At 35.2% G+C, this 25,908-nt stretch carries 33 protein-coding genes and 1 pseudogene; 22 read left to right on the plus strand and 12 right to left on the minus strand.

The window, feature by feature from the left end; all coding sequences use genetic code 11:
- Nucleotides 1-26: 26 nt before the first annotated feature.
- Entirely contained in the window at nucleotides 27-179 is a 153-nt protein-coding gene (locus tag AC0L3Q_RS23260; RefSeq protein WP_473283370.1) for a hypothetical protein, read from the minus strand.
- A 122-nt stretch (nucleotides 180-301) separates the two neighbouring features.
- Here AC0L3Q_RS23260 and ccoS point away from each other — a divergent pair, with 122 nt between their 5' ends.
- From ccoS to AC0L3Q_RS23295, 7 genes are read left to right on the plus strand one after another with little or no spacing between them, the layout of a single operon-like run.
- Nucleotides 302-496 (plus strand): cbb3-type cytochrome oxidase assembly protein CcoS, encoded by a 195-nt coding sequence (gene ccoS / locus AC0L3Q_RS23265; protein ID WP_073318680.1) that lies wholly within the window; start codon nucleotides 302-304, stop codon nucleotides 494-496.
- 1 nt (nucleotide 497) lies between these two features.
- Nucleotides 498-2,705 (plus strand): cytochrome-c oxidase, cbb3-type subunit I, encoded by a 2,208-nt coding sequence (gene ccoN / locus AC0L3Q_RS23270; RefSeq protein WP_473283372.1) that lies wholly within the window; start codon nucleotides 498-500, stop codon nucleotides 2,703-2,705.
- A gap of 4 nt (nucleotides 2,706-2,709) precedes the next feature.
- Nucleotides 2,710-2,895 (plus strand): CcoQ/FixQ family Cbb3-type cytochrome c oxidase assembly chaperone, encoded by a 186-nt coding sequence (locus tag AC0L3Q_RS23275; protein ID WP_073318205.1) that lies wholly within the window; start codon nucleotides 2,710-2,712, stop codon nucleotides 2,893-2,895.
- Nucleotides 2,892-3,833 carry a cbb3-type cytochrome c oxidase N-terminal domain-containing protein gene (locus AC0L3Q_RS23280; RefSeq protein ID WP_473283374.1) on the plus strand — a complete coding sequence of 314 codons (942 nt, stop codon included), beginning with the start codon at nucleotides 2,892-2,894 and terminating at the stop codon, nucleotides 3,831-3,833. Before AC0L3Q_RS23275 ends, AC0L3Q_RS23280 begins: the two co-directional genes overlap by 4 nt.
- 15 nt (nucleotides 3,834-3,848) lie before the next feature.
- Nucleotides 3,849-5,270: a cytochrome c oxidase accessory protein CcoG gene (ccoG, locus tag AC0L3Q_RS23285; protein ID WP_073318210.1), complete on the plus strand. Its 1,422-nt coding sequence runs from the start codon at nucleotides 3,849-3,851 to the stop codon at nucleotides 5,268-5,270.
- Between the two features lie 35 nt (nucleotides 5,271-5,305).
- Complete coding sequence (locus tag AC0L3Q_RS23290; RefSeq protein ID WP_473283376.1) at nucleotides 5,306-5,752, plus strand: FixH family protein; 447 nt, start codon at nucleotides 5,306-5,308, stop codon at nucleotides 5,750-5,752.
- The gene (locus AC0L3Q_RS23295; RefSeq protein ID WP_473283378.1) at nucleotides 5,753-6,457 is read left to right on the plus strand and encodes a sulfite exporter TauE/SafE family protein; all 705 of its coding nucleotides are present in this window, start codon (nucleotides 5,753-5,755) and stop codon (nucleotides 6,455-6,457) included. It begins immediately after the preceding gene.
- A gap of 4 nt (nucleotides 6,458-6,461) precedes the next feature.
- Here the strand turns inward: AC0L3Q_RS23295 and AC0L3Q_RS23300 are convergent, their stop codons facing one another.
- The 5 genes from AC0L3Q_RS23300 to AC0L3Q_RS23320 form a co-directional block, all read right to left on the minus strand.
- On the minus strand, nucleotides 6,462-6,821 hold the full coding sequence (locus tag AC0L3Q_RS23300; protein ID WP_473283380.1) for a rhodanese-like domain-containing protein: 360 nt from the start codon (nucleotides 6,819-6,821) through the stop codon (nucleotides 6,462-6,464).
- 101 nt (nucleotides 6,822-6,922) lie between these two features.
- Nucleotides 6,923-8,284, minus strand: coding sequence for an oxygen-independent coproporphyrinogen III oxidase (gene hemN, locus AC0L3Q_RS23305; protein ID WP_473283382.1), 1,362 nt, complete (start codon nucleotides 8,282-8,284; stop codon nucleotides 6,923-6,925).
- A gap of 16 nt (nucleotides 8,285-8,300) precedes the next feature.
- Nucleotides 8,301-9,140, minus strand: coding sequence for a universal stress protein (locus tag AC0L3Q_RS23310; RefSeq protein ID WP_473283384.1), 840 nt, complete (start codon nucleotides 9,138-9,140; stop codon nucleotides 8,301-8,303).
- A gap of 77 nt (nucleotides 9,141-9,217) precedes the next feature.
- Nucleotides 9,218-10,276 carry a response regulator gene (locus AC0L3Q_RS23315; RefSeq protein WP_473283385.1) on the minus strand — a complete coding sequence of 353 codons (1,059 nt, stop codon included), beginning with the start codon at nucleotides 10,274-10,276 and terminating at the stop codon, nucleotides 9,218-9,220.
- The gene (locus tag AC0L3Q_RS23320; protein WP_473283387.1) at nucleotides 10,269-11,507 is read right to left on the minus strand and encodes a PAS domain-containing sensor histidine kinase; all 1,239 of its coding nucleotides are present in this window, start codon (nucleotides 11,505-11,507) and stop codon (nucleotides 10,269-10,271) included. Before AC0L3Q_RS23320 ends, AC0L3Q_RS23315 begins: the two co-directional genes overlap by 8 nt.
- Before the next feature lie 106 nt (nucleotides 11,508-11,613).
- Between AC0L3Q_RS23320 and AC0L3Q_RS23325 the strand changes: the two genes are divergently transcribed.
- The 7 genes from AC0L3Q_RS23325 (at nucleotide 11,614) to deoD (ending at nucleotide 15,629) form a co-directional block, all read left to right on the plus strand.
- Nucleotides 11,614-12,018, plus strand: a complete 405-nt coding sequence (locus AC0L3Q_RS23325) for a hypothetical protein (protein WP_473283389.1) — start codon at nucleotides 11,614-11,616, stop codon at nucleotides 12,016-12,018.
- Nucleotides 12,019-12,082: 64 nt separating this feature from the next.
- Nucleotides 12,083-12,367 carry a hypothetical protein gene (locus tag AC0L3Q_RS23330; RefSeq protein WP_073318238.1) on the plus strand — a complete coding sequence of 95 codons (285 nt, stop codon included), beginning with the start codon at nucleotides 12,083-12,085 and terminating at the stop codon, nucleotides 12,365-12,367.
- 147 nt (nucleotides 12,368-12,514) lie between these two features.
- On the plus strand, nucleotides 12,515-13,012 hold the full coding sequence (locus AC0L3Q_RS23335; protein ID WP_473283391.1) for a ClbS/DfsB family four-helix bundle protein: 498 nt from the start codon (nucleotides 12,515-12,517) through the stop codon (nucleotides 13,010-13,012).
- 7 nt (nucleotides 13,013-13,019) lie between these two features.
- Complete coding sequence (locus tag AC0L3Q_RS23340; RefSeq protein WP_473283392.1) at nucleotides 13,020-13,916, plus strand: RsiV family protein; 897 nt, start codon at nucleotides 13,020-13,022, stop codon at nucleotides 13,914-13,916.
- A 62-nt stretch (nucleotides 13,917-13,978) separates the two neighbouring features.
- A complete protein-coding gene (gene trxA / locus AC0L3Q_RS23345) occupies nucleotides 13,979-14,278 on the plus strand; it encodes a thioredoxin (RefSeq protein ID WP_473283394.1) in 300 nt (99 codons plus the stop codon).
- A gap of 2 nt (nucleotides 14,279-14,280) precedes the next feature.
- Entirely contained in the window at nucleotides 14,281-14,934 is a 654-nt protein-coding gene (gene deoC / locus AC0L3Q_RS23350; RefSeq protein ID WP_473283395.1) for a deoxyribose-phosphate aldolase, read from the plus strand.
- Nucleotides 14,931-15,629, plus strand: a complete 699-nt coding sequence (deoD, locus tag AC0L3Q_RS23355; protein ID WP_473283396.1) for a purine-nucleoside phosphorylase — start codon at nucleotides 14,931-14,933, stop codon at nucleotides 15,627-15,629. The genes deoC and deoD overlap by 4 nt, the downstream gene beginning before the upstream one ends.
- A gap of 59 nt (nucleotides 15,630-15,688) precedes the next feature.
- Here deoD and AC0L3Q_RS23360 read toward each other — a convergent pair whose 3' ends face one another.
- A complete protein-coding gene (locus AC0L3Q_RS23360; protein ID WP_473283398.1) occupies nucleotides 15,689-16,528 on the minus strand; it encodes a universal stress protein in 840 nt (279 codons plus the stop codon).
- A 121-nt stretch (nucleotides 16,529-16,649) separates the two neighbouring features.
- On the opposite strand from AC0L3Q_RS23360, the gene AC0L3Q_RS23365 reads away from it, so the two are divergent.
- The 3 genes from AC0L3Q_RS23365 (at nucleotide 16,650) to AC0L3Q_RS23375 (ending at nucleotide 18,426) form a co-directional block, all read left to right on the plus strand.
- A complete protein-coding gene (locus AC0L3Q_RS23365) occupies nucleotides 16,650-16,922 on the plus strand; it encodes an acylphosphatase (RefSeq protein ID WP_473283399.1) in 273 nt (90 codons plus the stop codon).
- Between the two features lie 102 nt (nucleotides 16,923-17,024).
- Complete coding sequence (locus AC0L3Q_RS23370; protein ID WP_473283401.1) at nucleotides 17,025-17,648, plus strand: WG repeat-containing protein; 624 nt, start codon at nucleotides 17,025-17,027, stop codon at nucleotides 17,646-17,648.
- Nucleotides 17,649-17,664: 16 nt separating this feature from the next.
- Entirely contained in the window at nucleotides 17,665-18,426 is a 762-nt protein-coding gene (locus tag AC0L3Q_RS23375; RefSeq protein ID WP_473283402.1) for an SDR family NAD(P)-dependent oxidoreductase, read from the plus strand.
- A gap of 402 nt (nucleotides 18,427-18,828) precedes the next feature.
- Here the strand turns inward: AC0L3Q_RS23375 and hpf are convergent, their stop codons facing one another.
- A complete protein-coding gene (gene hpf, locus AC0L3Q_RS23380; RefSeq protein ID WP_473283403.1) occupies nucleotides 18,829-19,131 on the minus strand; it encodes a ribosome hibernation-promoting factor, HPF/YfiA family in 303 nt (100 codons plus the stop codon).
- Nucleotides 19,132-19,162: 31 nt separating this feature from the next.
- A complete protein-coding gene (locus tag AC0L3Q_RS23385; RefSeq protein ID WP_473283404.1) occupies nucleotides 19,163-19,549 on the minus strand; it encodes a hypothetical protein in 387 nt (128 codons plus the stop codon).
- A 115-nt stretch (nucleotides 19,550-19,664) separates the two neighbouring features.
- Between AC0L3Q_RS23385 and AC0L3Q_RS23390 the strand changes: the two genes are divergently transcribed.
- The 5 genes and pseudogenes from AC0L3Q_RS23390 to AC0L3Q_RS23410 all read left to right on the plus strand — a co-directional run bounded on the left by AC0L3Q_RS23390 (nucleotide 19,665) and on the right by AC0L3Q_RS23410 (nucleotide 23,518).
- Nucleotides 19,665-20,747, plus strand: a complete 1,083-nt coding sequence (locus tag AC0L3Q_RS23390) for an efflux RND transporter periplasmic adaptor subunit (RefSeq protein ID WP_473283406.1) — start codon at nucleotides 19,665-19,667, stop codon at nucleotides 20,745-20,747.
- Complete coding sequence (locus AC0L3Q_RS23395) at nucleotides 20,747-22,009, plus strand: ABC transporter permease (RefSeq protein WP_473283407.1); 1,263 nt, start codon at nucleotides 20,747-20,749, stop codon at nucleotides 22,007-22,009. The genes AC0L3Q_RS23390 and AC0L3Q_RS23395 overlap by 1 nt, the downstream gene beginning before the upstream one ends.
- Before the next feature lie 124 nt (nucleotides 22,010-22,133).
- A pseudogene (locus AC0L3Q_RS23400) lies at nucleotides 22,134-22,474 on the plus strand (ATP-binding cassette domain-containing protein); the annotation flags it as partial.
- Between the two features lie 42 nt (nucleotides 22,475-22,516).
- Nucleotides 22,517-22,693: a hypothetical protein gene (locus tag AC0L3Q_RS23405; RefSeq protein WP_473287054.1), complete on the plus strand. Its 177-nt coding sequence runs from the start codon at nucleotides 22,517-22,519 to the stop codon at nucleotides 22,691-22,693.
- Nucleotides 22,694-22,705: 12 nt separating this feature from the next.
- On the plus strand, nucleotides 22,706-23,518 hold the full coding sequence (locus AC0L3Q_RS23410; protein WP_473283409.1) for a DUF6544 family protein: 813 nt from the start codon (nucleotides 22,706-22,708) through the stop codon (nucleotides 23,516-23,518).
- A gap of 65 nt (nucleotides 23,519-23,583) precedes the next feature.
- On the opposite strand, the gene AC0L3Q_RS23415 is transcribed toward AC0L3Q_RS23410, so the two are convergent.
- The 3 genes from AC0L3Q_RS23415 to AC0L3Q_RS23425 form a co-directional block, all read right to left on the minus strand.
- Entirely contained in the window at nucleotides 23,584-24,072 is a 489-nt protein-coding gene (locus tag AC0L3Q_RS23415) for a hypothetical protein (RefSeq protein WP_473283410.1), read from the minus strand.
- Nucleotides 24,073-24,176: 104 nt separating this feature from the next.
- A complete protein-coding gene (locus AC0L3Q_RS23420) occupies nucleotides 24,177-25,157 on the minus strand; it encodes an MlaD family protein (RefSeq protein WP_473283412.1) in 981 nt (326 codons plus the stop codon).
- Between the two features lie 4 nt (nucleotides 25,158-25,161).
- Nucleotides 25,162-25,896, minus strand: coding sequence for an ABC transporter ATP-binding protein (locus AC0L3Q_RS23425; RefSeq protein ID WP_473283414.1), 735 nt, complete (start codon nucleotides 25,894-25,896; stop codon nucleotides 25,162-25,164).
- Nucleotides 25,897-25,908 lie beyond the last annotated feature (12 nt).

A 25,908-nucleotide genomic window follows, 5' to 3' on the forward strand; every position in this document is an offset into this window, starting at 1 on the left:
GTTATCACTACTTTGTATTTAAAGGTCTACTTCTCAGGATAGGGAGAAAATAAATCCAAGACCATATCTACGATTCCTGTATTATAAAACAAATAGGCAACTATAATACCTATACCGATAATGAACAATCCCGTAGTGATTTTTCTTCTCAGGTTAAGAGGATTCGATCTAGATTTCATGACTAAAAGTTTTAAGGGTTATTGACTAATGAAAGTTCATAAATAAATAGCGATTAAAACCTGACAAATGTCATTTTTTAAGAAAAGATGGGCTCCTACTTTTGATGCATAATAAAAAAAGTATGGGTGTTATCTATGTACTCTTAACAATAAGTATTGTCGTCGCGATCATCTTTTTTGTTGCGTTTATCTTTTCGATAAGAAACGGTCAATATGACGATGTGTATACGCCTTCGGTTCGAATGCTTTTTGAAGACGAGCTCATAAAGGAAAACAACGAACAATCTTCTGCAACCCCTAAAACTAAACAATCATAAAATGGAAATGGAACAATTCTATTACGATAACAAAATCGTAAAAAAATTCTTGTACGCTACAATGCTCTGGGGTATTGTGGGAATGTCCGTTGGTTTACTACTGGCATTCCTGTTTTTATTCCCAAACCTTACAGATGGTATTTCCTGGCTAAGTTTCGGTCGATTACGACCACTGCATACCAATGCTGTAATTTTTGCCTTTGTAGGTAACGCAATTTTTGCCGGGGTTTATTACTCTACCCAGCGTTTATTAAAAGCCCGAATGTTTAGTGATGTTCTGAGTAATATCAATTTCTGGGGTTGGCAATTAATTATTGTAGGGGCCGCAATTACGCTACCCCTTGGATTTACCACATCAAAAGAATATGCAGAACTAGAATGGCCTTTTGATATTGCCATTGCGGTCATCTGGGTGGTTTTTGGTTGGAACCTTATAGGGACTATTTTAAAAAGAAGACAACGACATCTTTATGTTGCCATATGGTTTTATATTGCAACCGTGGTTACCGTTGCGGTGCTTCATATTTTTAATAGTCTTGAGCTTCCTGTAAGCGCCTTAAAAAGTTATTCGGTATATGCCGGGGTACAAGACGCTTTGGTGCAATGGTGGTACGGACATAATGCGGTGGCGTTTTTCTTGACTACTCCATTCCTGGGATTGATGTATTACTTCATCCCAAAAGCGGCGAATAGACCTATTTATTCCTATCGATTATCTATCGTACACTTTTGGTCATTGATATTTATTTATATCTGGGCAGGACCCCACCACTTACTCTATTCGGCTTTACCCGATTGGGCCCAAAACCTTGGAGTTGCCTTTTCGGTAATGCTTATTGCACCATCCTGGGGAGGTATGATCAATGGATTACTTACCCTACGAGGGGCCTGGGATAAAGTGCGTACCGATCCTGTTTTAAAATTCATGGTTGTTGCGATTACCGGATACGGTATGGCCACTTTTGAAGGGCCTATGCTATCCTTAAAAAACGTAAATGCCATTGCACACTTTAGCGACTGGGTAATCGCACACGTTCATGTTGGAGCCTTGGCTTGGAACGGATTTTTAACCTTCGGAATGGCCTATTGGTTAATTCCTAAACTATTCAAAACCAAATTATGGTCTACAGGATTAGCAAACGTACATTTCTGGTTAGGTACTTTAGGAATCATTATGTACGCCCTGCCTATGTATGTTGCTGGGTTCGTACAGGCTTCTATGTGGAAACAATTTAACCCTGACGGAAGTTTGGTTTACGGTAACTTTTTGGAAACCGTAAATGAGATTATCCCGATGTACTGGATGCGTGCCATTGGAGGAAGTATTTACATTCTGGGAATCTTCATCATGCTCTACAACGTAGTAAAAACAGTAAAAAGTGGTAGCAATGTGAAAGATGAGCTGGCTGAAGCTGCTCCTTTAACCAAGGTAACCAGACGCAGAACAGCAAAAGAAACTTACCATACCTGGTTAGAAAGAAGACCAGTAAAACTGACCATTTTTGCTACTATCGCTATTCTGATTGGTGGAGCAGTACAAATCATTCCTACACTCATGATTGATTCGAATATTCCAACGATCACTAGCGTGAAACCATATACTCCTCTTGAGCTAGAAGGTAGAGATCTATACATCAGAGAAAGTTGTGTTTCCTGCCATTCGCAAATGATACGACCTTTCAGAAGTGAGGTAGAACGCTACGGAGAATACTCAAAAGCGGGAGAGTACGTATACGACCACCCATTCTTATGGGGTAGTAAACGTACCGGACCCGATCTGCACCGCATAGGTGGTAAATACTCTGATAACTGGCATCTTAATCACTTTTATGATCCGCAAAGTACCTCATCGGGGTCTATCATGCCAAGCTATAAGTGGTTGATCCAAAACAAACTCGATCGTTCACAAACCGAGGCAAAAATGGAAGCCATGGTAGCACTAGGCGTGCCCTATACTACCGAAGAAATTGCCAAAGCACAACAATGGATGGATGAGCAGGCAACACAGATAGAAAAGAACCTATACACCGATCCGGATTTTGCAAAAACCTATGAAGCCGATAAGAAATATGCACAAGAGAATGGGTTAGACTTTGTAGAAATGAGACATCGTGAAGTAGTTGCCTTAATCGCTTATATCCAAAGATTAGGAACCGATATTAAGGTGAAAGATAATACTGAGGAAACTGTAGTACAAAATAAAGAATAAAGCCATGCTAAAATTTGTAAAAGGACATATGGAGAGTATTGAAGGTATAGAAATCTACCCAATGATTTCACTGCTCATTTTTTTCATCTTCTTTGCTGCGCTCTTCTGGTGGGTTTTTACCGCCAAAAAAGAACATATCAAAGAAGTGAGCAACATACCTCTAGAAACCAATAAAGATATCACATTATGAAAACCACCGCATCTTATATACGCGTACTTACATTTTTAATTCTAGCCTATATACTTATAGAATTAACTGTTACTACAGATTCTGGATCTGCTTTTATCGAGCAACCTTTAAGCTGGTTGGGGTTAGGAATAGTCGCTTTGTTTGCCATAGCTATAGAAATAAGTCTCGCGGCCTTACAAAACATACTATTTCAATCCTTAAAGCCAGATGCTCAAGAACGCTATTTACTAGCTCAAAAAGCTAAAAAAGAAAAGCAATTTAAATGGATTAAGGATATCTATCTAAAACTGCTTGATAGCAAACCGGTAGATCAGGAAGACGAGATTATTTTGGATCACAATTACGACGGTATCAAAGAGCTGGACAACAACCTTCCACCTTGGTGGGTGTATGGTTTTTATGCTACTATTCTTTTTGGAGTGATCTATATGGTACGCTTTCATGTGTTTAATGACTATACCCAGTCAGAAGAATATGAAACAGAAGTCGCCGAAGCCAAGATTGCTATCGAAAACTATAAAAGGACCGCCAAAGATCTGGTAGACGTAAACACGGTAACCTTGCTTACAGAAGCTGCTGATCTTGCTAAAGGAAAGGCCATTTTTGCTACCAATTGTGTGGCTTGTCACAAAGCTGATGGTAGTGGGGGTATAGGTCCCAATCTAACCGATCAATATTGGATCCTCGGTGGAGGTATCAAAAATATATTCCGTACGATTTCTGAAGGAGGACGAGACGGTAAAGGAATGGTAGCCTGGAAACAAACTTTGAAGCCCGCAGAAATGGCCCAGGTAGCCAGTTATATTATGACTCTAGAAGGCACCACTCCTGCAGAACCCAAAGAACCTCAGGGAGAGATTTGGATAGATCCAGATGCGCCCAAAGAAGAAGTATCTACTGCAGTGTCTGATTCGATCCCAGAAGTAGTCAGTGAATAATTAAAAGAAACACTTTTGGAAACACCTACAAACGAAAAATTCAGAGATTCGATAGCCACTGTAAATGAAGAGGGAAAACGCGCGTGGGTGTATCCTAAAAAACCAAGTGGAAAATTCTATCGTTACCGAAAATGGGTAAGTTATGGGCTATTGATTTTTCTGTTTTCCGCGCCTTTTATCAAGGTCAATGGAAATCAGTTTTTGATGTTCAACGTCCTGGAGCGAAGATTCAATATTTTTGGGGCTCCTTTCTGGCCGCAAGATTTTCATCTGTTTGTGATTTCCATGATCATAGGAGTCATCTTTATCACATTATTTACAGTTGCTTTTGGGCGGTTGTTTTGTGGTTGGGTATGCCCTCAAACCATTTTTATGGAAATGGTTTTCAGAAGGATTGAATACTGGATTGAGGGAGATAGAGGAAAACAGATACGATTAGATAAGCAGCCCTGGAATGCAGAAAAAATTAGAAAACGAATCACCAAATGGAGTATATTCTTTTTGATTTCTTTTCTAATTGCCAATGTGTTTCTAGCCTATCTTATTGGTAGTGATCAACTGTTACAATATGTAATCGAAGGGCCATCAGCACATGTCAGCACTTTAATTTCGTTGTTGATTTTTACCGCGGTATTCTACTTTGTATTTGCCTGGTTTAGAGAACAAGTATGCATTATAGCATGCCCCTATGGTAGATTACAAGGAGTACTTTTGGATTCAAAATCTATTGTTGTTGCCTACGACTATAAGCGCGGCGAAAAAGAAAAAGGTCGCGCCAAATTCAAGAAAAACGAAGACCGGATCGCTTCCGGAAAAGGAGATTGTATTGATTGTTTTCAATGTGTTCATGTTTGTCCCACTGGCATCGATATCCGGAACGGTACCCAACTGGAGTGTGTAAACTGTACAGCGTGTATCGATGCCTGTGATCACATGATGGAAAGCGTAAATCTTCCAAAAGGATTGATTCGCTATGCCAGCGAAGAAAACATCGCCAAAAAAGCGAAATTCAAATTTACTCCTCGTTTAAAAGGATATAGTGGAGTGCTTTTGATACTTACGGGAGTCTTGGTCGGAATGCTTTTTCTTCGAAACGATGTAGAAGCAACCATATTGAGATTACCCGGACAGCTGTACGAGCGAAAAGAAAATAATGTGATCAGCAATGTATACACCTACAAGCTGGTAAACAAAACTACCGAGGATATTACGGATGTGCATTTTGAACTCTTATCCCATCAAGGAAAAATCGAAGAGGTAACACATCAAAACTTTCAGGTCCCAAAACAAGGCATTGCCGAAGGCACTCTGTTTATAGAGATCAACGCTTCTGCCCTAAATGGGGATAAGGATAAAGTGAAGATTGGCGTGTATAGCAACGATCAACTCATCGAGACAACTATTAGCGCATTTTTAGGTCCACGAACCTATCGATAATTGTAAAACAAGGTATAACTCAAAAGTCAAAAAAAATGAAAATAAACTGGGGAACAGCGATCGTATTGGTATTTGCAGGGTTTATCTCTTTTATACTTTTTTTTGTTGTAAAAATGAATACCAATGAAAAATATGAGCACGATCTGGTAACAGAAGAGTACTATAAAAAAGAGCTTGCTTTTCAAAAAGAAATTGATGCCGAACAAAATGCAAAAAATCTAAAAAAAGATATCAGTGTACGAAAAACAGCCAAGGGTTTAAGCATTCAATTTCCGGAGGACAAAAATATTGAAGGGATTTCAGGAACTATTTTGATGTATCGACCGTCCAACAAAAAGCTTGATTTCGAAATTCCTATTCGTTTATCGAATACCGAACTGAAAATACCTAACGATCAACTTATCGAAGGTCGATGGAATATGACTATTGATTGGACATATGAGAATACCTCCTATCTATTTAAACACTCATTTACCTATTAAATGATAGCAACCGCATTCATATTAGGCCTTTTAGGAAGTTTTCATTGTATCGGAATGTGCGGCCCTATCGCTTTTATGCTACCTGTACATAGATCCAATGCAACTCAAAAACTATTTCAGATTTCTTTGTATCATCTGGGGAGATTACTGGCTTATGGTATGATTGGTTTTTTCTTTGGATTGGTGGGACGAAGCTTGCATATTTTTGACATCCAACAAGGAATCTCTATTGCTATGGGAATATTAATGATCGCTGTTGTGGTACTTCCAATAAACCCATCAAGAAAATATGCATTTGCAGCTCCTATTTATAAAATCATTGGTAAGGTGAAAAGCGGATTGGGAAAAGCACTACAAAAAAAGACTCCTGACACCTTCTTAACCATAGGATTCTTAAACGGTTTTTTACCTTGTGGATTAGTATACATGGCAGTTTTTGGGGCGATTGCTTCTACCCATGTTTTTGAATCCAGCTTGTATATGTTGATGTTTGGATTAGGGACTGTTCCGCTTATGACCATAACGGTGTATGCTGGGAATTTCACTTCAGAAAAACTGAACAGATACATTCAAAAAGCGATACCGATAGTTATCGTTACCATTGGTATACTCTTTATTCTTAGAGGTATGGGATTAGGTATTCCTTATCTTTCTCCAAAACCGATTACTGAAATTGTTTCGGCAAATTTGGAATGTCACAGTTAAAAAACTATCTGTTCCAGGCAACATAACCTCCTTGCAAGTCATACAATTTGGTAAAACCTATTTTTACAAGTCTTCTAGATGCCATTTTGCTTCTACCTCCAGAATGGCAATAAATGTAAACAGGTTGCTCTTTATCCAATTGGTTAAAACTTTGATCAAATGTAATTTTCTTATAAAAATCAATGTTAATTGCTCCCTGGATATGGCTGCCATTATATTCTCTGGGTGTGCGTACATCTACCAGTTGAACCTTACCTTGGCTAACAGCTTGTTTAAATGCGGCAACATCTAATACTTCTATTTTATTGGTGTCTTGGGCTTGAAATAGCGATAATAATCCTGAAAACAACATAAATAACCTCATAATAATGCATAAAGATTTTTCTCTTTACAAAAATATGAGGTTAGCTTCTTAATGTTTGTAACAAAAGTCACAATCAACTGGATTACAATTTTAAAGGTCGTTTAGACGGTCATAGAAAATAGTTGTGTTTCTGGCTGATTACGTTGTAGTCTTAAATCAAAAGCCATGCAGATATTACGAACAAAAGGTCTTCCTTTATCTAATATTTTAATTCTTGAGCCTGAAATTTCGACCAGATCATCCTGTTCCATTTCACTTAACTTACCCAAAACCTCTGGTAATTCTTCAAAATATAGATCCTCACTGCATTCTGTTTCAAAATGGCACATCAAATTCAATATATGCTGTCTAATAATTTGATCTTCCTGGTTCAGAATATGACCCCGAAACACCGGAATAATGCCTTCGCTTACCAGATGCTGATATTCTTCGATATTCTTTACATTTTGAGCAAAACCATACCAGCTATCGCTTATAGAAGACACTCCCAAACCGATCATTAATTGTGTTTTTGAAGCGGTATACCCCATAAAATTTCGATGTAAAGTTTCATTCTTCATAGACTGATATAAGGAATCGCTTTGCACAGCAAAATGATCCATGCCGATCTCTAGATATCCAGCATGGGATAACATCTCCTTTCCCATCTCATACTGCCTTCTTTTTTCTTCACCTTTGGGTAAATCTTGCTCATTATAGCCGCGTTGTCCATTTCCTTTTTGCCAGGGTACATGCGCATAACTGTAGAACGCCAATCGATCCGGAAGTAATTCTTTTGTTTTTGCAATGGTAGCTTTTACCGCTTCCTCCGTTTGAAAAGGCAATCCAAAAATAATATCATGACTAACCGAAGTATACCCAATTTCTCGAGCGGCTTCGGTAACCTTTTTTACATCTGCAAAGGATTGTTGCCGATGAATTGCTTTTTGAACGGTTTCATTATAATCCTGAACCCCAAAACTCACTCTTCTGAAACCAACATCATAAAGCGCTTGCAAATGATCGTAAGTTGTATTGTTGGGATGACCTTCAAAACTAAACTCACAACCCTCGGCTTTCTCGGCATGCCAAAAAATCCCATTGATCAAGTATTGTAAGTTTTCAGGAGAAAAGAAGGTAGGTGTACCCCCTCCCAAATGTAACTCTTTGATTTTAGGTTTCGAATCAAAAAGAGCAAGGTATAATTGCCATTCTTTTAAAACTGATCGAATATAGGGCACCTCTACTTCATGCCTTTTGGTAATTCGTTTATGACACCCACAAAATGTGCACATACTTTCGCAAAATGGCAAGTGAATGTATAGACTAATTCCTTCTGTACTATTGCTTTCTGTAAAAGCTTGTTGTACAGATTGTGTCCAACCCTTTAAAGAAAATGTATTCATATCCCAATAAGGAACCGTTGGGTAACTTGTATATCTAGGCCCCGGGATATTGTATTTGGTAACCAAACTTGTGCACATATTATTTTTGTTTGTATTATTCGTGAAGTACTAAAAACGGAACATCAGTGTGATAGCTGATCGTTTCAACAGTAGGATGAAATAAAATGCGTTGAAAAAAATTAAGATTCTTCGCAATCATAGCGATCATATCAATATTTCTACTTTCAACAAAGCATTGTACAGCCTCCTCGATTTTTCTGTTTGATAAAAAATGAAAACTGTGTTCAATCAAATCATTAAGATGATCATCCAGTAAATCTTTATTTCTTTTTTGTAACTCGGAAAGTTCTTTTTCTTTTTTAGAAACATGCAACACTCTTAGAGCAGCATTATTTACAGAAAGAATATTTGTTATTGTATTTAGCACTCTACTTTTGTACTGCTGATTATAGTCGGTAGGAAAAGCAATTTCTTTAGGTTTTTGATACCTTGCTTTTTCAGGAATAACCAATACCGGACATTTCACTTTGGTGATCACATCACCGGTATTACTTCCAATTGTCATTTCTTTTAATCCTGAAGCACCTTTGGTACCCATTACGATATAATCGATTTCCTTTTCTTCGATCTGTTTACGTATGGCATCAATAAAGAAATGGTATTCGTATATGGTAAAAAATCGATGTTTTGTATTTAATGGTAGTTTTTCAATACGACTCATTAGCAACTGCATCTGTTGCTTTTCATTTTGGGTCACTTGATCTACCACTGTCTCTCTTGATTCTAAGAAATTACCTTGACCAATGATCTCATCATAAGGCGAAACATGCAATAGGTAGAAATTACATGTGACCTTATTAAAAAATGATAATGCATAGGTAATAGCATTCCACGAATTTTCTGAAAAATCTGTAGGAATCAGGATATTTTTCATGTCTAATACGTTGTAATGAAAACAAATGTATCAGAACGAATAAACTAAAAGTATGACAAAAATCAGTTTAGGTGATTTTATTCTACCATTTGCAACCCAGACAAGTTGAGAATCCTAATATTACGGCCTTCTATTTCTATAAGCCCATCTTTCTTAAAACTAGACAATGTGCGGATCAAACTTTCTGTAGCAATACCAGCAACACTAGCAAGATCGTGTCTGGAAATCTTTATATTATCTTCTGCTTTTTTATTGAGAACTTCGGCAAACTGTAAAATGGTTTGTGCCGTTTTTTTACGTACAGAACTATAAGCCATTTGCAGTAATTGCTCCTTAATTTCTGAGAGGTTATCAGTAAGAAGTTCCATCAACTCCAAGGAAATATTTTTGCTTTTCTCGAGAATATCCTTCAGCTTGCTTTTAGAAATCCCAGCTAATTCCACTTCTTCGACAGCAGTGGCCGACTCCTGATAAGGAACGTTGTCTACAAACGAAGTAAACCCTAAAAAATCGTCAGCTTTATACAATGCAGTAATCAACTCTTTACCGTTTTCATCCATTTTGTGAGACTTTATTACCCCTTTTAAGATTAAATAGATGATGTTAGAATGCTCTCCTTCTTTATAGATACTCTCTCCTTTTTTACAGGTCGAAATCTCTCCATAGTCATCAAAGAAATTTTTAAGTTCGTTTAAATTTCTTAATCCATCATCATTCTCCTGTACTTCTTTTGATGTCGATTGTTCTTTGATAATACTAGCAATGATTTGAGCCTTGGCCAATCGACTTTCAATAGCACTTAGTAATTCATCCTCTTCAAAAGGTTTTGTCAAATAATCATCCGCTCCCAAATCCATCCCTTTTCGAATTTCTTTGTGCTCAGTTTTGGCTGATAAAAAGATAAAAGGTATTTGGCTGGTAGTGGTATCATGTGAGAGTGCTTCCAATACTCCATAACCATCAACCTCTGGCATCATAATGTCACAAACAACAATATTAGGTTTCTCATTTTTAGCCTTTTCGATACCGATTTTTCCGTTTGGAGCAGTGACCACTTCATAATCTGACAATTCTAAAAGTTCTGCTGTATTCTCTCTAAGAGCTGTATCATCTTCTATTAATAAAATTTTAGTCATCAGAGTGGTTGTTTGTTATTGGAATTAAAACTTTAAATGTACTACCTTCATTTTCTTTACTAGTAAAAGTAATACTCCCACCAAGGTTTTCCAAATGGCTTTTTACGATATTCAGACCAATACCTGTACCTTGGTCCAGTAGTGCATTTTCTGCTCTAAAATATCGGTCAAAAATGAACTTTTGTTCCTTATCAGGAATTCCTATCCCCTCATCAATAATTTCAAAAACATACGCCTTATTTGTAACACTTACATTTAGGTCTATCGTTGTGTGCTCTGGTGAATATTTAATTGCATTACGAATCAAATTGGTCAACACTAATTCTAGTATCTTTTCGTCAAATTCTACTATGTAATCATCAATTTCAGCAGGATAATTTATTCTTTGTCCATCTTTCAACAACATATTTGCATCATAAATCACTTCATTAATTACTTTACTCAAAGGAAAAGTCGAAAACTTATAATTCACCTTTCCGCTATCGAGTCGTTCTACAGACAAAAAATCATTTAAAATATTATCTAAGTACTTTACCTTATTTTTTATGGTATTAAGATGTTTTTCTCTTTTTTCCTGTTGGTCTTCTTTAGTGTATTTACCAACTAGAGTTGTAGATGTTAGAATCCCACTTAACGGTGTTTTGAACTCATGTGATACCAATGATAAGAATTTCGTTTTCAATTCATTAAGATCACGTTCTTTTTGTAAAGATTCTTTAGCCTTTTCTTCAGCCTCTACACGAAGTTTTACTTCTTCTTTTAACTCTTCTATGGTGTGATGGAGTTCTTCGGTACGTTCTTCAATTTTTTGTTCCAGTTCACTGTTGAGTTCATGAATTCTACGTTCTTGTTCCTTACGCTCGGTAATATCTATTACCAAAGCCATGACATAATTATTGTCGTAGATAGAAAAAGGATTCAGTCCCGCTTCCAGAGGGAACTCACTTCCATCTTTCCGTACGCCATAGATATCCCTACCTCTACCCATATGCCTCTTTTCTGCATTAGCTACAAAACTTTTAAAATGAGCTCCATGATTATGGTGATATTTCTGGGGAATGAGCACATTGAGGGATTTCCCGATAAGTTCTCCCTGCTCATATCCAAATATTTCATTGGCAGAACCATTGGTGGCTACTATGATTTGTTCTTTATTGACAACAATTATTCCTTCTGAAACTGCTTCGGAGAGAATTTTAAAAACATTATCCTGTTTTTCAAATACCTTCATAATTCAAATGTACGCATTTATACTATTTCCAATTACTGACGGATGTCATAAAAAAATCCCAAAGCACCTTGTAATTTTATCAAATAACTCATAAAAACAACATACCATGGATACTACTCAAAATATAGGATTAGCATTTTATCAAAATCTCGGAAAACTATTCTATGCCATTGCAGCTTCAGACAAAGTAGTTCGAAAATCTGAATACAACTCTTTACGAAAAATCGTAAAATCAAAATGGTTACAAGTAGATGATGTGGTGGATGAATTTGGGGTAGATGCTGCATTTCAGATTGAAATTGTTTTTGACTGGATGGACTATGAAACTCCTTCTGCCGAACCTTGCTTTCAGGAATTTGAGTCTTTTTATACAGATCATAAATCTCATTTTACCAAAAGTATCAAAGGACTGATCTGGGAAACGGCCAATAGCATTGCCGACGCTTTTTCTGGCAAAAACAAATCCGAACTCATGATGCTAGGAAGATTGAAACTAATACTGGAAAACTGACATTTATCATATTTTAAGAATGCACTACACTATAATTTTACCTCATCATTAAAAAGCTACTATTATGACACTATATGCAAAAATAAACGCCGATTTTACCGAAAACTACACAGGATATTCTGCTTTGGCTATTATTGTTTCTACCTGTTTAGGTTCTATCGCTATTATGACTACATTAATGAATGGTAACGCTCCCCTACAAATGTTTCTGGTCTTTCTAAGTGTTGTTGTTTGTAGTGCACATAATGCAGCTATTCTTACGGTTCAAAAACCTAAATTGGTTCTGGATCTTTTGATCACAAGTCTGGTGGTTAATAGTTTAATCATCATAGGAAACGGGCTTTTTTAACTATACTACATATTATGTTCGTCAAAGGTGAGTTCTTTAAAAAGGCTCACCTTTTCTTTTATCTCTTAGACTTATCGATGAACTGATCAATATCATATTTTTTTGGTTCATTCTCATTTATATTTATATCCATATAAACGATTAAAAATGCCCAGACCAAAGACCAAAGAAGAATTAATTACCCTAAGTAATGACAACTACAAAAAACTGTTGGCATATATCCGTTCGATGACTCGCGATGAATTACATACCGAATTCCCTAAAGGATACTTAAACAGAAATGTTCGAGACGTATTGGCTCATCTTCATCATTGGCATTTGATGATGTTGGAATGGTACAAGGTTGGGATGACAGGAAAAAAACCGGACATGCCAGCAAAAGGATATACGTGGAAAACTACTCCTGATCTGAATAGAGAGATTTGGAAGAAATATCAAAATGAAGATCTGGAAATGGTCATGACAATGTTTGAAAAATCCTTTGTCGCTTTACAAAAAGTGATACATAACCACACCGAAGAAGAGTTATTCGAAAAACGAAAATACAAATGGACAGGAACCACCTCGTTGGCTTCATATCTTATTTCGGCTACATCCAGTCATTATGACTGGGCATACAAACTCATCAAAAAATGTAAAAAATAAAAATCTTATGAAAACTCTAATTGCTTGCCTTATTGTACTCAGTGTTTTGGCCTGTAAAAAAAATACATCTCCAGAACAGGTGGTGAATACCAATACCGAAAGTGAATCACAACACAAAAGTGAAGATCAAAAAGTGGAAGATTCTTTGGTAGTTTTTTCTGAACAAAACCTGGAACAAAATCAAGAAAAAACAAAATCTATCAAAAAAGAACAGCTGATTAAAGCCAAAGATGATAAACCTCAACTACAAGAATTGGTAGTATCCAAAAAGTTGTACAAAGAAGATGATCTATATATCATCGATTATCAATACCCTTATCTCAATGAAACTATAGATCCAGGATACATCGCATTTAATGCCTATATAAAAGAAAATTACCTGGATATCGAAAAAACTCAAAATCAAATTCTTGAGGATAAAGAATTGCTATGCGATACTTTAAAAATTAAAAAATTCAGGGATAAAAGGATTATTGACTATAAAATATACAATGCCAAAAATGACCTGATCAGTGTTGTTTTGTATAAGGAAAACTATTATTCGGGCATGAAGCATTCTACCTACCTTTTTGATTGTATTAATTTTGATCTCAACAATCACAGCTTCATTTATTTCGATACTTTTTTTGAAACCGGATCAGAAGAAGAGGTATATAATACCATTAACACTATTATCAAAGAAAATATTAATTCTGGAGAACTCTACTATGACTGCTGGGAACTCTCCAAGGGGGATTTTCAAGCGTATAAAAACAACTTTGTAATCGATGATGATATGATCAAGTTCTATTTTGATGATTGTATCATCTGTCCATCTTATACCGGTACCTATTTTATAGAAATACCTATAGTCAAAATTATGCATTTACTTAAAAAATATAATGCTCCTCCAGAAGTGAGTTAATCCTAAAATCCTTGACCTTTTATCAAATCAATACTTACCTTAGCCATATAAAAAGATAGGTTATGAAAAGCAGCTTTAGCAATATCATCAATTCGGAAAAACCAGTACTAGTAGATTTTTTTGCTGATTGGTGTGGTCCTTGTAAAATGTTAGCTCCAATCTTAAAAGAAGTAAAAGATGAGTTAGGTGATCAGGTTAAAATTGTAAAGATCGATGTAGATAAGAATCAACCGTTGGCAGCCAAATATCAGGTTCGCGGTGTGCCTACTATGATTTTATTTAAAGACGGAAAGCTACTTTGGAGACAATCTGGGGTAATGCAAAAGAACGATATCGTCGCTACCATTCAATCCCACCAATAGTTTTGGAATTAAATCAATACATAGATCACACGGTATTGAAAGCATCTGCCACGGTAGATGACATTAAACACCTATGCTCTGAAGCCAAAGAATATGATTTCTTTGCAGTTTGTGTAAGTAGTTATTATGTCGCTCTGGCGCATAGTGAACTAATGCAAACAGATATTAAAGTGGCAGCTGTAGTGGGGTTTCCTTTGGGCTCAATGACTACTCGTATTAAAGTTCTTGAAGCGCAGCAATGTGTAGATCAAGGTGCTACAGAAATTGATATGGTTTTAAACATTGGCCTATTAAAGTCTGGATATCACAAAATTGTCGAAGACGAAATCAGATCCATCAAAAAAGCCATCGGTAGTCACAACTTGAAAGTTATTTTTGAGAACTGTTACCTTACCACGGTAGAAAAGAAAATGGCCTGTAAGTTATCGTTGAATGCCGGTGCAGATTTTATCAAAACGTCTACCGGTTTTGGTTCTGGAGGAGCAACTCTAGAAGATGTACAACTTATGAAGAACGAAGTTGGCAATCATCTACAAATAAAAGCATCTGGCGGGATTCGGGATAGAAAAACTGCATTGCAATATCTGGATTTGGGTGTATCCCGAATTGGTAGTTCTTCGGGTATCACAATTGTAACTTCAACTTCAACCACATGAGTATTCATATCGAGGCCCAAAAGGGAGAAATAGCTGAAACCGTTTTGTTACCAGGAGATCCGTTGCGTGCCAAATGGATAGCAGAAACCTTTTTTGAGGATTATTTTTGTTACAATGAAGTACGCGGAATGTATGGATTCACGGGAACTTACAATGGCAAACGAGTATCTGTACAGGGTTCAGGAATGGGAATCCCATCTGCATTAATTTATTGTCATGAACTCATAAATGAGTATGGTGTCAAAAATCTTATTCGCGTTGGATCAGCTGGATCATACCAAAAGGACGTAAAGATAAGAGATATCGTAATTGCTATGGCTGCCTCGTCGACATCTGGTATTAACAATACTAGATTTGTAAATTCTGATTATAGCCCTACTGCAAATTTTGATCTTTTCATGAAAGCAGTTTTGTATGCCAGAGAGCATGATATTCCTATAAAAGCAGGAAATGTTTTATCATCTGACGAATTTTATGATGATCATCCCGAGAGCTACAAACATTGGGCAAATCATGGAGTACTCTGCGTTGAAATGGAAACGGCCGGTTTGTACACTATTGCCGCAAAATTTGATGTTAGCGCCTTGTCTATCCTTACTATTTCGGACTCTTTGGTTACAAAAGAAAAAACAACCTCTGAAGAACGGGAAACTACTTTTAGCAAAATGATTCAAATTGCTTTAGGAACATTGTAAAAAAAGGCCTATTTGGATTATCTTAATCCAAATAGGCCTTTTTTATAACAACAAACTCACTATATCTTAAAAGTCATCACAGGTTTGTCTGCATGATTCGCAATATCTTCTCCAATACTTCCATTAAAAAAATGGGCTAAACCTCTACGACCATGGGTAGGGATTGCTATTACATTTGCGCCAATCTTATTACTGAAGTTAAACACGCCATTCTCTACAGAGTAATCACTATAATACACTACTTTATCATGCATATCCAGGCTTCCGGCATCTGCTTTAAAAAGAAATTCTTTTACTTTCTCTTCCATTTGTTGTGAACTTTTAAATCGCTCCCCAGGAAGGTTAACGTATAACAAATGTACATTCGCTCCCATAGATTTGAATAGTGTCATTGCATTTCTATAAGGCCGAATGTTTTCGATCTTAAAATCACAAGCAAAAACTACTTCTTCCATTTCGAAGTCAACCCCAGGATTTTTGATTACCAACACCGGAATATCTGAGGTGCGTACTACTTTCTCAGTATTTGAACCAATAAAAACCTCTTCAGTGAATCCACTTACGCCATGAGATCCCATAACTATAAGATCCACGTTATTTTCATGCGCTGCCTGATTAATTTCACTAAAAACTTTATAATTTTGGACTGTTTCGTGGACTTTTATTCCCTTCAAATACTCTTTATCCAAAAAGGTATCAAATCTCTTTTCTGCCAGTTTCATATAATACATTGCTTCTGCTACTTCCTGACTTTCATCCTTGGTTAAAACCGCTTCAGATAGTCCTAACATGTGTAACACAATAATCTCTGCATTCTGCTGTTTTGCGATCACCGCTGCAGCTTGTAAGGCGTATTCCGAATAGTCAGAAAAATCGACTGGTACTAAAATCTTGTCCATTTTGATTTATTTTTTAGGGTTATATACTTCAAAATTAATGGGAGAAATCACTAATTCATATGACAATTATCATGTTATCAACATCAATTGCAGTATCTTTCCTATGGATAAATTTTGACTTATGATTAAACATTATAATATAACCGTAAAAGGATTAGTGCAAGGGGTTTGGTACCGAAAAAGCACTCGGGATAAAGCCTTGGAACTAGGTGTCAAAGGTTTCGTAAAAAACCTTCCTAACGGAAATGTATATATTGAAGCCGAAGGAAATGAAGATCAATTAAAATCTTTACTGAATTGGTGTATAATAGGTCCAGAATATGCCAAGGTAGATGATGTTTCTTTTGAAGAGGTACATGTAGTCTCATTTTCCAATTTCGAGATCATGAGGTAGGTTTCTGAGATATGAATAAAACCTGTGTTTTTATGACATTTCTCATTTTATTTTTTGTATGTCGGTAGTATTTTTAAGACATAATTCTTAAAACAACTACCTATGAAAAATATACTTATTATAATGATTAGTACGATACTATTTCCCTTTTGTGGATCATCACAAATCATTGAAGACATCGATGAAGTCACTCCTTTTCACGAAGAGTTAGCCGCCATCAGAAAAGGAGAACAATGGGCTTTTATTAATACCAATGGAAATATCGTTATTGATTATAGAAATGACCTCGTAAAGACAAAAATTAAACAAGACGTAGTAGCTTACCCACATTTTGAAGACGGGAAATGTTTAATAAAACAAAAAATAAATGGTATTAACTATTATGGATACATTGATCTTAGTGGAAAAATAGTGATCAAGCCAGAATACCTTAATGCAACTAATTTTGATAATGGACATGCCATTGTACTTAAAGTTTCTAAGGAAGAATTAGGAAGGAATGATCTGTTAGATAAAAAAGTAGTATCCTACAGCTATGACGAAATAGTGATAGATCACTCAGGTAATCAAAAAATATTCTTGACAGGACCTATTCATTTAGTATACAAGAAAGATAAACTCCGAAAACCTCCTATGATACTATCCTATTTTTTAACACCCAATCTTATAGCTTCCAAAAACAAAGAAAGAAGTTTACGACTATATTCCTTAAACTCTTCAGATTAATCTTAATACAACACAAATGAATAGATTAAAAGATAGAGTTGCTATAATTACTGGAGGAGCACAAGGAATAGGAAAGGCAACGGCAAAATTATTCCTGGATCATGGTGCCAAGGTAATGCTAGTGGATATCAAAGAGAGCGAACTAAAAAATACGGTCAAAGAGCTAAGCTCTCCAGACGTTGTCTATTGTTTGGCAGATGTTTCTAAAACAAAAGATGTTCAAAATTATGTCTCTCAAACATTAGCTGCCCACGGTAAAGTAGATATCTTTTTTAATAATGCCGGTATCGAAGGCAAGGTATTCCCTATTATTGAATATCCGGAAGATCTTTTTGATAAGATCATCCAGGTAAATGTAAAAGGAGTATGGCTGGGGTGCCAGTATGTAATACCAAAAATGACAGATGAAGGAAGTGTGATTATTACCTCCTCGGTTGCCGGTCTTAAAGGATTCACAGGCTTGGGAGCTTATGTCGCTAGTAAGCACGCAGAAATCGGTATTATGCGTACCGCTGCCTTAGAATTTGCTCATCGTAATATCAGAGTGAATTCTATACATCCCGGGCCTGTGCATACAAGAATGATGCGTTCTATAGAAAAAGAGCTTTCGGCCGATAACCCCATAGAAGCTCAAAAAGGTTTTGAAGCTTTGATCCCATTTGAGCGTTATGCCGAACCCAAAGAAATTAGTGAACTAGTACTTTTCCTAGCTTCAGATGAAAGTAAATACATTACCGGAACTACTCAGGTTATCGATGGAGGCATGATGATGGCATAATCACCTTCATTAATTATAAAAACTAATGACATCTCCAAATCGATGAATTTCCTCGAATGGATCAGGGGATTTACAATTTCATAAATAGAAACAGGCAGATCTTCACCTACCTGTTTCCTCCGAAGAAATTAACTTCATTTATAGTGACATTATCTTCAATCGTGTATCTATTGCTAAATATGGATATTAGAACAATGTTGCTAAAACATACTTAATTTCTTCAATTTGGTTGTTGGTTATTCTGTATGTATCAAAAGATATTGCAAAACAACCAACGACGTAAATCAACTAATGCAAAGGATATTTTTAAACAACAGTACTAAAGTATTGTAATTATACCTCAAAAAACATGATAAATATCAGTTTCAACACTTTAGGATGTTAAAATTTTAATCCTTTATCCTACATATAAGGTTTCATTTCCTGTTTACGTTTTTGTAGTTGTTTTTCTACATCGCTTAGCGATTCTTTAAACGCAAGCTCAAAGTTCTTTTCATTAGAGGTAGCAAAAATCTTTGGGCCAGGTAAACTGAGCTGTAAATCACATATTTTCCCTTCACCTTTTGGATCATTTTCTTTCTTAAAAAACACATCCGATTTAATGACCCATTCGTATTTTTTATAGAGTTTATTTAGTTTTTGATGTACATATTCTTCCATAGTTTCACTAGTTGGCATTTGTACAAATTGAATATTCGTTTTCATATATTTATTTTTAATTAATTATTTATAAAGATTAATAAGGTACAAGATCATAAGCGGCATTTAACAAAAACATCCCTGTTAAAAACAAAAACACATAAATTACCTGTACAAGTTTAACATTGGCAAACTCCAACCACTTTGAGGTACTCTCGGGAAAAATAAACAGAGTCAAACCTATCATTAAGGAAATCCAACCAATTACAGTAATCACAAACCGCCAATTGGGTTCCCATACATTATGAAATAGAATATTTAGTAATCCTACAATAATGGCTATAAAAGAAGTAACAATCAGAAATTTCTGGTCTTTCAGGTCCTCAAAAATCTGTTTGATTCTGTTGGGGTTAAAACTTAGTATAAAGAAAAAAATGATAAGATACCAACCCCAAAACTTCGCTAAAAAAATAGATGCTTCCATGTGCTTTGTGCTTATATGACTTTTTCAAAAATACCAGCTCTATTTGGTTTTAAATATGATAATTATCATTCCAAAAATCTTGGCTTTAACTGAACTTTGAAAAAAACAAACCGTTATGTCTAAGTTTATATTTTGGATACTATTTTTAGTCATTTTTGTATCCTGCAAACCAAATAATGACAGGATTCATCCTACGGTGACGGATATTACAGAATCGGTATATTCTTCGATTATTATTCAACCTGATAGTTTATACCAGGTATATTCGGCAGTGAATGGTATTTTGGATAAAAATCTAGTAGAAGAAGGAGATGAAGTCGAAAAAAGCACTCCTATACTCCAGGTTATAAATAGTAATCCTAAATTAAATACTGAAAATGCTAAACTCAGCCTTGAGCTTGCTCAAAAAAATTATAACGGCAGTGCTGCTGTTTTAAGTAGTATTAAAGATGAAATTGAAGCGGCTACACTCAAATTGTCTAATGATTCTATCAATTATTGCAGACAAAAAAATCTTTGGGACCAAAAGATAGGTTCAAAGGTAGAATATGATACCAAAAAACTGACTTATGAGCTTTCTTCCAATGCTTTCAATTTATTGAAAAACAAATACAATCGGACTCAACAAGAACTTGAAACCAAACTCAAGCAAGCCGAAAATAACTACAAGACCTCTATGATCACTACTTCTGATTTTACCATTACTAGTAAAATTAATGGAAAAATATATGCATTGTATAAAAATCCCGGAGAAGTGGTGAATACTTTAGAACCAATTGCTGCTATTGGTAGCACCACCATTTTTGTTATAGAAATGTTAGTTGATGAAGTTGATATTGTAAAAATCAAACAAAACCAGCAAGTAATCATTACTCTTGACGCTTATAATGGTAATGTATTTACGGCAAAAGTGAGTAAAATTTATCCTAAAAAAGATGAACGTAATCAAACCTTCATGGTCGAAGCACTTTTTAATGAAGCTCCTGATGTACTATATCCGGGATTATCGGGAGAAGCAAATATTATCATAGATACAAAAAAGCAAGTGCTTACACTTCCTAAACAATATCTTATCGATAACTATAAAGTAAAAACTGATCAGGGAATCGTTACAGTTATTACCGGATTACAAAGTATGGATATGGTTGAAATACTATCTGGAATTACTAAAGAAACCTGGATTTACAAACCCGAATAATGGTCAACTGGAAAGTCATATTAAACATTGCCAAAACCCATTTGATTACTAAAATCAAGCAAACCGCTACAGCGGCACTCGGGGTTACTTTTGGCATTGGCGCGTACATTACACTGGTTTGTTTCATGACAGGTCTTAACGCTATGCTAGATGATTTGATTTTGAATGTTACTCCACATGTTCACATTTTCAATGAAATAGAACCATCAAAAAAACAACCCGTAGACTTATATGCAGAGTTGGAAAACACATTCAATATTGTACATTCTATAAAACCGAAACAAAGTCAAAAAAGAATTCATAATGCACTCCCCATTATAAACTATCTAAATAACGACCCTCTGGTGAGAGGTGCTATTCCACAAATTAAGGAGCAGATATTTTACATAGCGGGTTCGTTAGAATTAGGTGGTAATCTAACGGGTATCGATGTACTCCAGGAAGTAGAGCTCTTCAATTTTAAAGATTATATCGTAGAAGGTACTCCACAAGCACTTAAAAATAATGACAATGGTATTCTTTTAGGTGCTGGTGTTGCAAAAAAGATGTCTTTAACCATAGGTGATCGTGTACAAGTGAGTACTATAAAAGGCGATATTTTTCCGTTGAAGATTGTAGGAATTTATCAAAGCGGCATTGCAGATATCGATAATATTCAAAGCTTTGCCAACGTAAAAACGGTACAACGCATTTTAGGTCAGACCGAAAATTATATTACAGACATTAATGTTAAACTTCATAACATCGAATATGCTATACCCTTGGCTCAAAAAATAGAGCAGCAATTCAAACTCAAAGCCATTGATATTAGAACTGCCAATGCACAGTTCGAAACTGGAACCACTATTAGAAACCTGATTACCTATTCTGTATCGATCACTTTGTTAATTGTTGCCGGATTTGGAATTTATAATATCCTAAACATGCTTATTTATGAGAAGATGAATGATATTGCCATTTTAAAAGCTACTGGTTTTTCTGGAAAAGATGTGCAGCTTATTTTCATGAGTCAAGCAATGATTATTGGCATTGTGGGAGGAATTCTTGGTTTATGTATAGGCTTTGGATTATCTCATTTTATAGATAACCTCCCTTTTGAAACCGAAGCGCTTCCAACAATTACTACCTACCCCATTAATCATAACCCCAACTTTTATATCATCGGGATAGTATTTGCTCTAATCTCCACATTTTTAGCCGGTTTTTTGCCTTCTAGAAAAGCAAAAAAAATTGATCCGGTAAAAATAATAAGAGGCCAATAATAATTATAAAATGAAAGCTGTACTCGAAGCAAAAAATATCAATAAATACTTCAAAAAACCCGTACTATTTCATGTACTGAAAGATATTAGTTTTATGGTACATCAAGGGGAATTTGCTTCCATCATGGGGAAATCGGGATGTGGGAAATCCACCTTGCTCTATATTCTTTCTACTATGGATACTGATTATGAAGGTGAGTTATATCTCAATAACGAACTAGTAACCATTCAGGCAAGAGAAAAACTTTCTTACATTCGGAATAAACATATCGGTTTTGTTTTCCAGTTTCATTATTTATTATCTGAATTTTCAGTTCTTGAAAACGTCATGCTCCCAGCAAAAAAATTAGCCGAAAAATCCCCGGAAGAAATTGAATACAATGCTATAGAAAAACTTCGGGTATTAGGCATAGATCATCTCGCCAAAAAAGGGCTTCCAGAATATCGGGTGGAGAAAAACAACGGGTAGCAATTGCTAGAGCGTTAATTAATAATCCTTCTATTATTATGGGAGATGAGCCTACTGGAAATTTAGATAGTTATAATTCTGATAATGTATTTAACATTTTCAAACAATTGAGCGATGAACAAGGACTTTCTCTTCTTGTGGTAACTCATGACATGGATTTTGCTAACAAAACCGATCGAATTATCCAAATGGGTGATGGGAGAATTATTAACTAATACCTAATTCATATGATACAAATTATATTTGGAGGCATTATTTTACTTATCCTAGTAATTTTTGTAACGGGAATCTATTCTTTTGGCAATAAGATCGAGAAAGAAAAACTTGTTTTGATTCATTCAGATCTTGAAAAATTTGAAAAGATTTCTGAGGTAGATATACAATGCCTTCCAAAACTTATGAGTGATTTCCTTATAAAAATAAACCTAGTCGGAAAACCAAAGTATTGTACTGCTATATTTACACAAAAAGGTCAAATAAGAAGCGATTTAAACAAAAAATGGTTGTCGTTTACAGCAACACAATATATCTCTTCTCCTAATTCAGGTTTCATATGGAAAGCTAAAGCATTTCCTATGTTAATAAGAGATAAGTATTTAAATGAAAAAGGTGAGATGCTCGTTACCCTATTGGGTCTAAAAAATATCATTAAATCTTCAGGTTTTCAAACACACCAAAGTTCTCTTGGTCGTTATTTTGGTGAGTTAATATGGTTCCCTATGGGGTTTCTAGATACTGATATTGATTGGAAAGAAGTGAATTCTAAAACGATAAAAGGAACTATTACAAAAGGAAAAACATCTGTAGAAAGTTATTTTTACTTTGATGAAAATGGGATGATTTCCTCCTATAAAACCAAAAGATACAAGGGAGCAACTCTTGAGAGTTTTGTAGGCAAATTAGGGTCTTATCAAAATTATGATGGTTTATTACTTCCAAATAAAATGATCGCAATTTGGGATCTTAAAGAGGGAGAATTTGAATATTTTAATGCTGATATCCTAAAATATAACATCGACAATACAATCTACAATACATAAAAGGAGGCTCTATTATAATGCTATCTATAATTGCTATTCATGAATGTTCAAAAAAAATAACTTGATTAATAGCCTACCCGATTCTTTAATGAAGGAACTTCCCATCTGATCATTTCTTTTAGAAATTCATCTACTTTTTCGACGATTAGTTTTTCGGTGATCATCTCGGGAGTATATTGTCCTAATTCAACAAAATTATTTTCCTTAGGTGAATTCTCTACCTCGGGGAACATCATAAAAACATGAACGTCTCCATTATACGATTGCGAAAAAATTAATGCTCCTCCCGGCAAAAATTGAAATGCAGGTACAAGATTAGTGCAGTCGACCATTTCTGGCGGAAAAGAGTCAAAAGTAATATTAACAGCTTCATTATTACGAATCCAGTTTAATTCTTGTACTTTCCAACCAATATCATACTGTTTTACTGCTTCCTGCAAGGTTTTCAATAATACGTTTTTTGTTTTGTTCTTCCATAACACGCGCTTATCAACTACAGTTTTTATAGAGTTTCTATAATCTTGTATGCGCTCTTCCAGATGTTCTATTTTCATGATAAATTGAGTTTTTGAATGCTGTTTCTTTTTATTATTAGACGTATACAACTAGTTGCTAATCCAATTCAATAACACAACAAAACGTCTTGTTATAATTTAATTTAATCCTCAATTTCCATTCTGTTCTCTTTCTCTATCTTCTTAAAATACCTTCTGAAAAGAAAGTTATGTTTAATAGCTTCCATATTTTGATTAAACCGATAAGTACCTTCTTTAATGTTATTTATTGTCGAGTCTATATTTTTGGATAAATGGGGGTTGTTCGTGAGTTGATATAAAACTCCTTCTTCTTTCTTGACATCCTTTAGAATGATATTTATATTCTGAGTTATCTCTTGCATTTCACTACTTGTTTGCTCTAAATTATTAACAATCGTCTTCATTTTAAATCCTGACACACTATCTTTCAATAACACCCCCGCGATACTTTTCTGTCTATTTATCGAAGTAATGATTTTGTTAAATTCTATCATGCTAACAGATGCTTCTTTACTTACTTTTTTTAATTCATGAATTGTTTGTTTCAAATCATTAGCCATTATAGAATCTCGGATCAATACTCCGATTGTTCCTTCTCCCTCAAGAATTTCGGTGGTAATCTTTAGTAAGTCTTTGGTTAACAAAGCTGCATTTTCATTAGTAACATTCAAAGTAGTTAACATATCATCAGCACCTATTTTACTAAATGATTGTATTGTATCACCAGTAACCACAGGCTGAACCATCTCTTCTCCAGGAATAATATTTACAATCATATTACCTACTAATCCATCAGACCCAATAGTAGCTATTGCATTTTTACGAATATGGGGTGCAATATTTTCTTGAATAAGCATCTCTACTACAATTCGATGATCATCAATCATTCTTATTTTACGGACTGTTCCTACCGTAATCCCTGAATATCTAACGTTGTTACCTAATTCTAATCCATTTACATTATTAAAATGCGTAACGAGCATGATGTTTCTCCCGAATAGGTTTTGGCGATTTCCGATAGAATAGAGTGCTGTAATAAGTAATAGTGTCCCAACTACTACGAAAACACCTAATTTAAACTTTTGTGAAGTTGTTTTTTTCATTGCTTTAATGTTTAAAAAACGCTTTTACTTGTGGATCCTCAGATTTTAAAAGCTCTTTATATGTTCCCTCAGCATAATTGATTCCATCTACTAATAAAATGATACGGTTAGAAATGACTCTTGCACAATCAACATCGTGGGTTATAATCAATGATGAGGTGCCATATTTTTTCTGAATATTACGCATGAGTTGAATAATTTCCTTGGCTGTAATTGGATCTAACCCAGTAGTTGGTTCATCATACAAGATAATTTTAGGTTTTAGAATTAAAGCCCTTGCCAAAGCTACACGCCTTTGCATTCCTCCCGAAAGTTCTGCTGGCATTAAGTCAATAGCATCTTCAAGACCAACACTTGCTAAAGCTTCTTGTACAAGAGCTTCAGTATTTTCTAATATATTTAACTTCTTTTTATGTCTTCGGAGTGGAAATTCCAGATTCTCTCTTACCGTCATCGAATCATATAAAGCACTCCCTTGAAACAAAAAACCAATCTCAGTTTTTAATATATCTAATTCTTGTTGTCCCAATACCGTTATATCCTGCCCTTTAATCCTAATATAACCTCCATCATGTTGTAGCAAACCAACCAAACACTTAATCATTACTGATTTTCCAGAACCAGATTTACCCATTACAACAAGATTTTCTCCTTCAAACAACTGCAGATTAAAGCCATTAAGCACATGGTTATCTCCGAAGCTTTTTTGTAAATTTTTTATTTCTAAAACAGGGGTCATATCAATCAAATT

It is taken from the genome of Aquimarina sp. KJ22-3 (assembly GCF_055808215.1).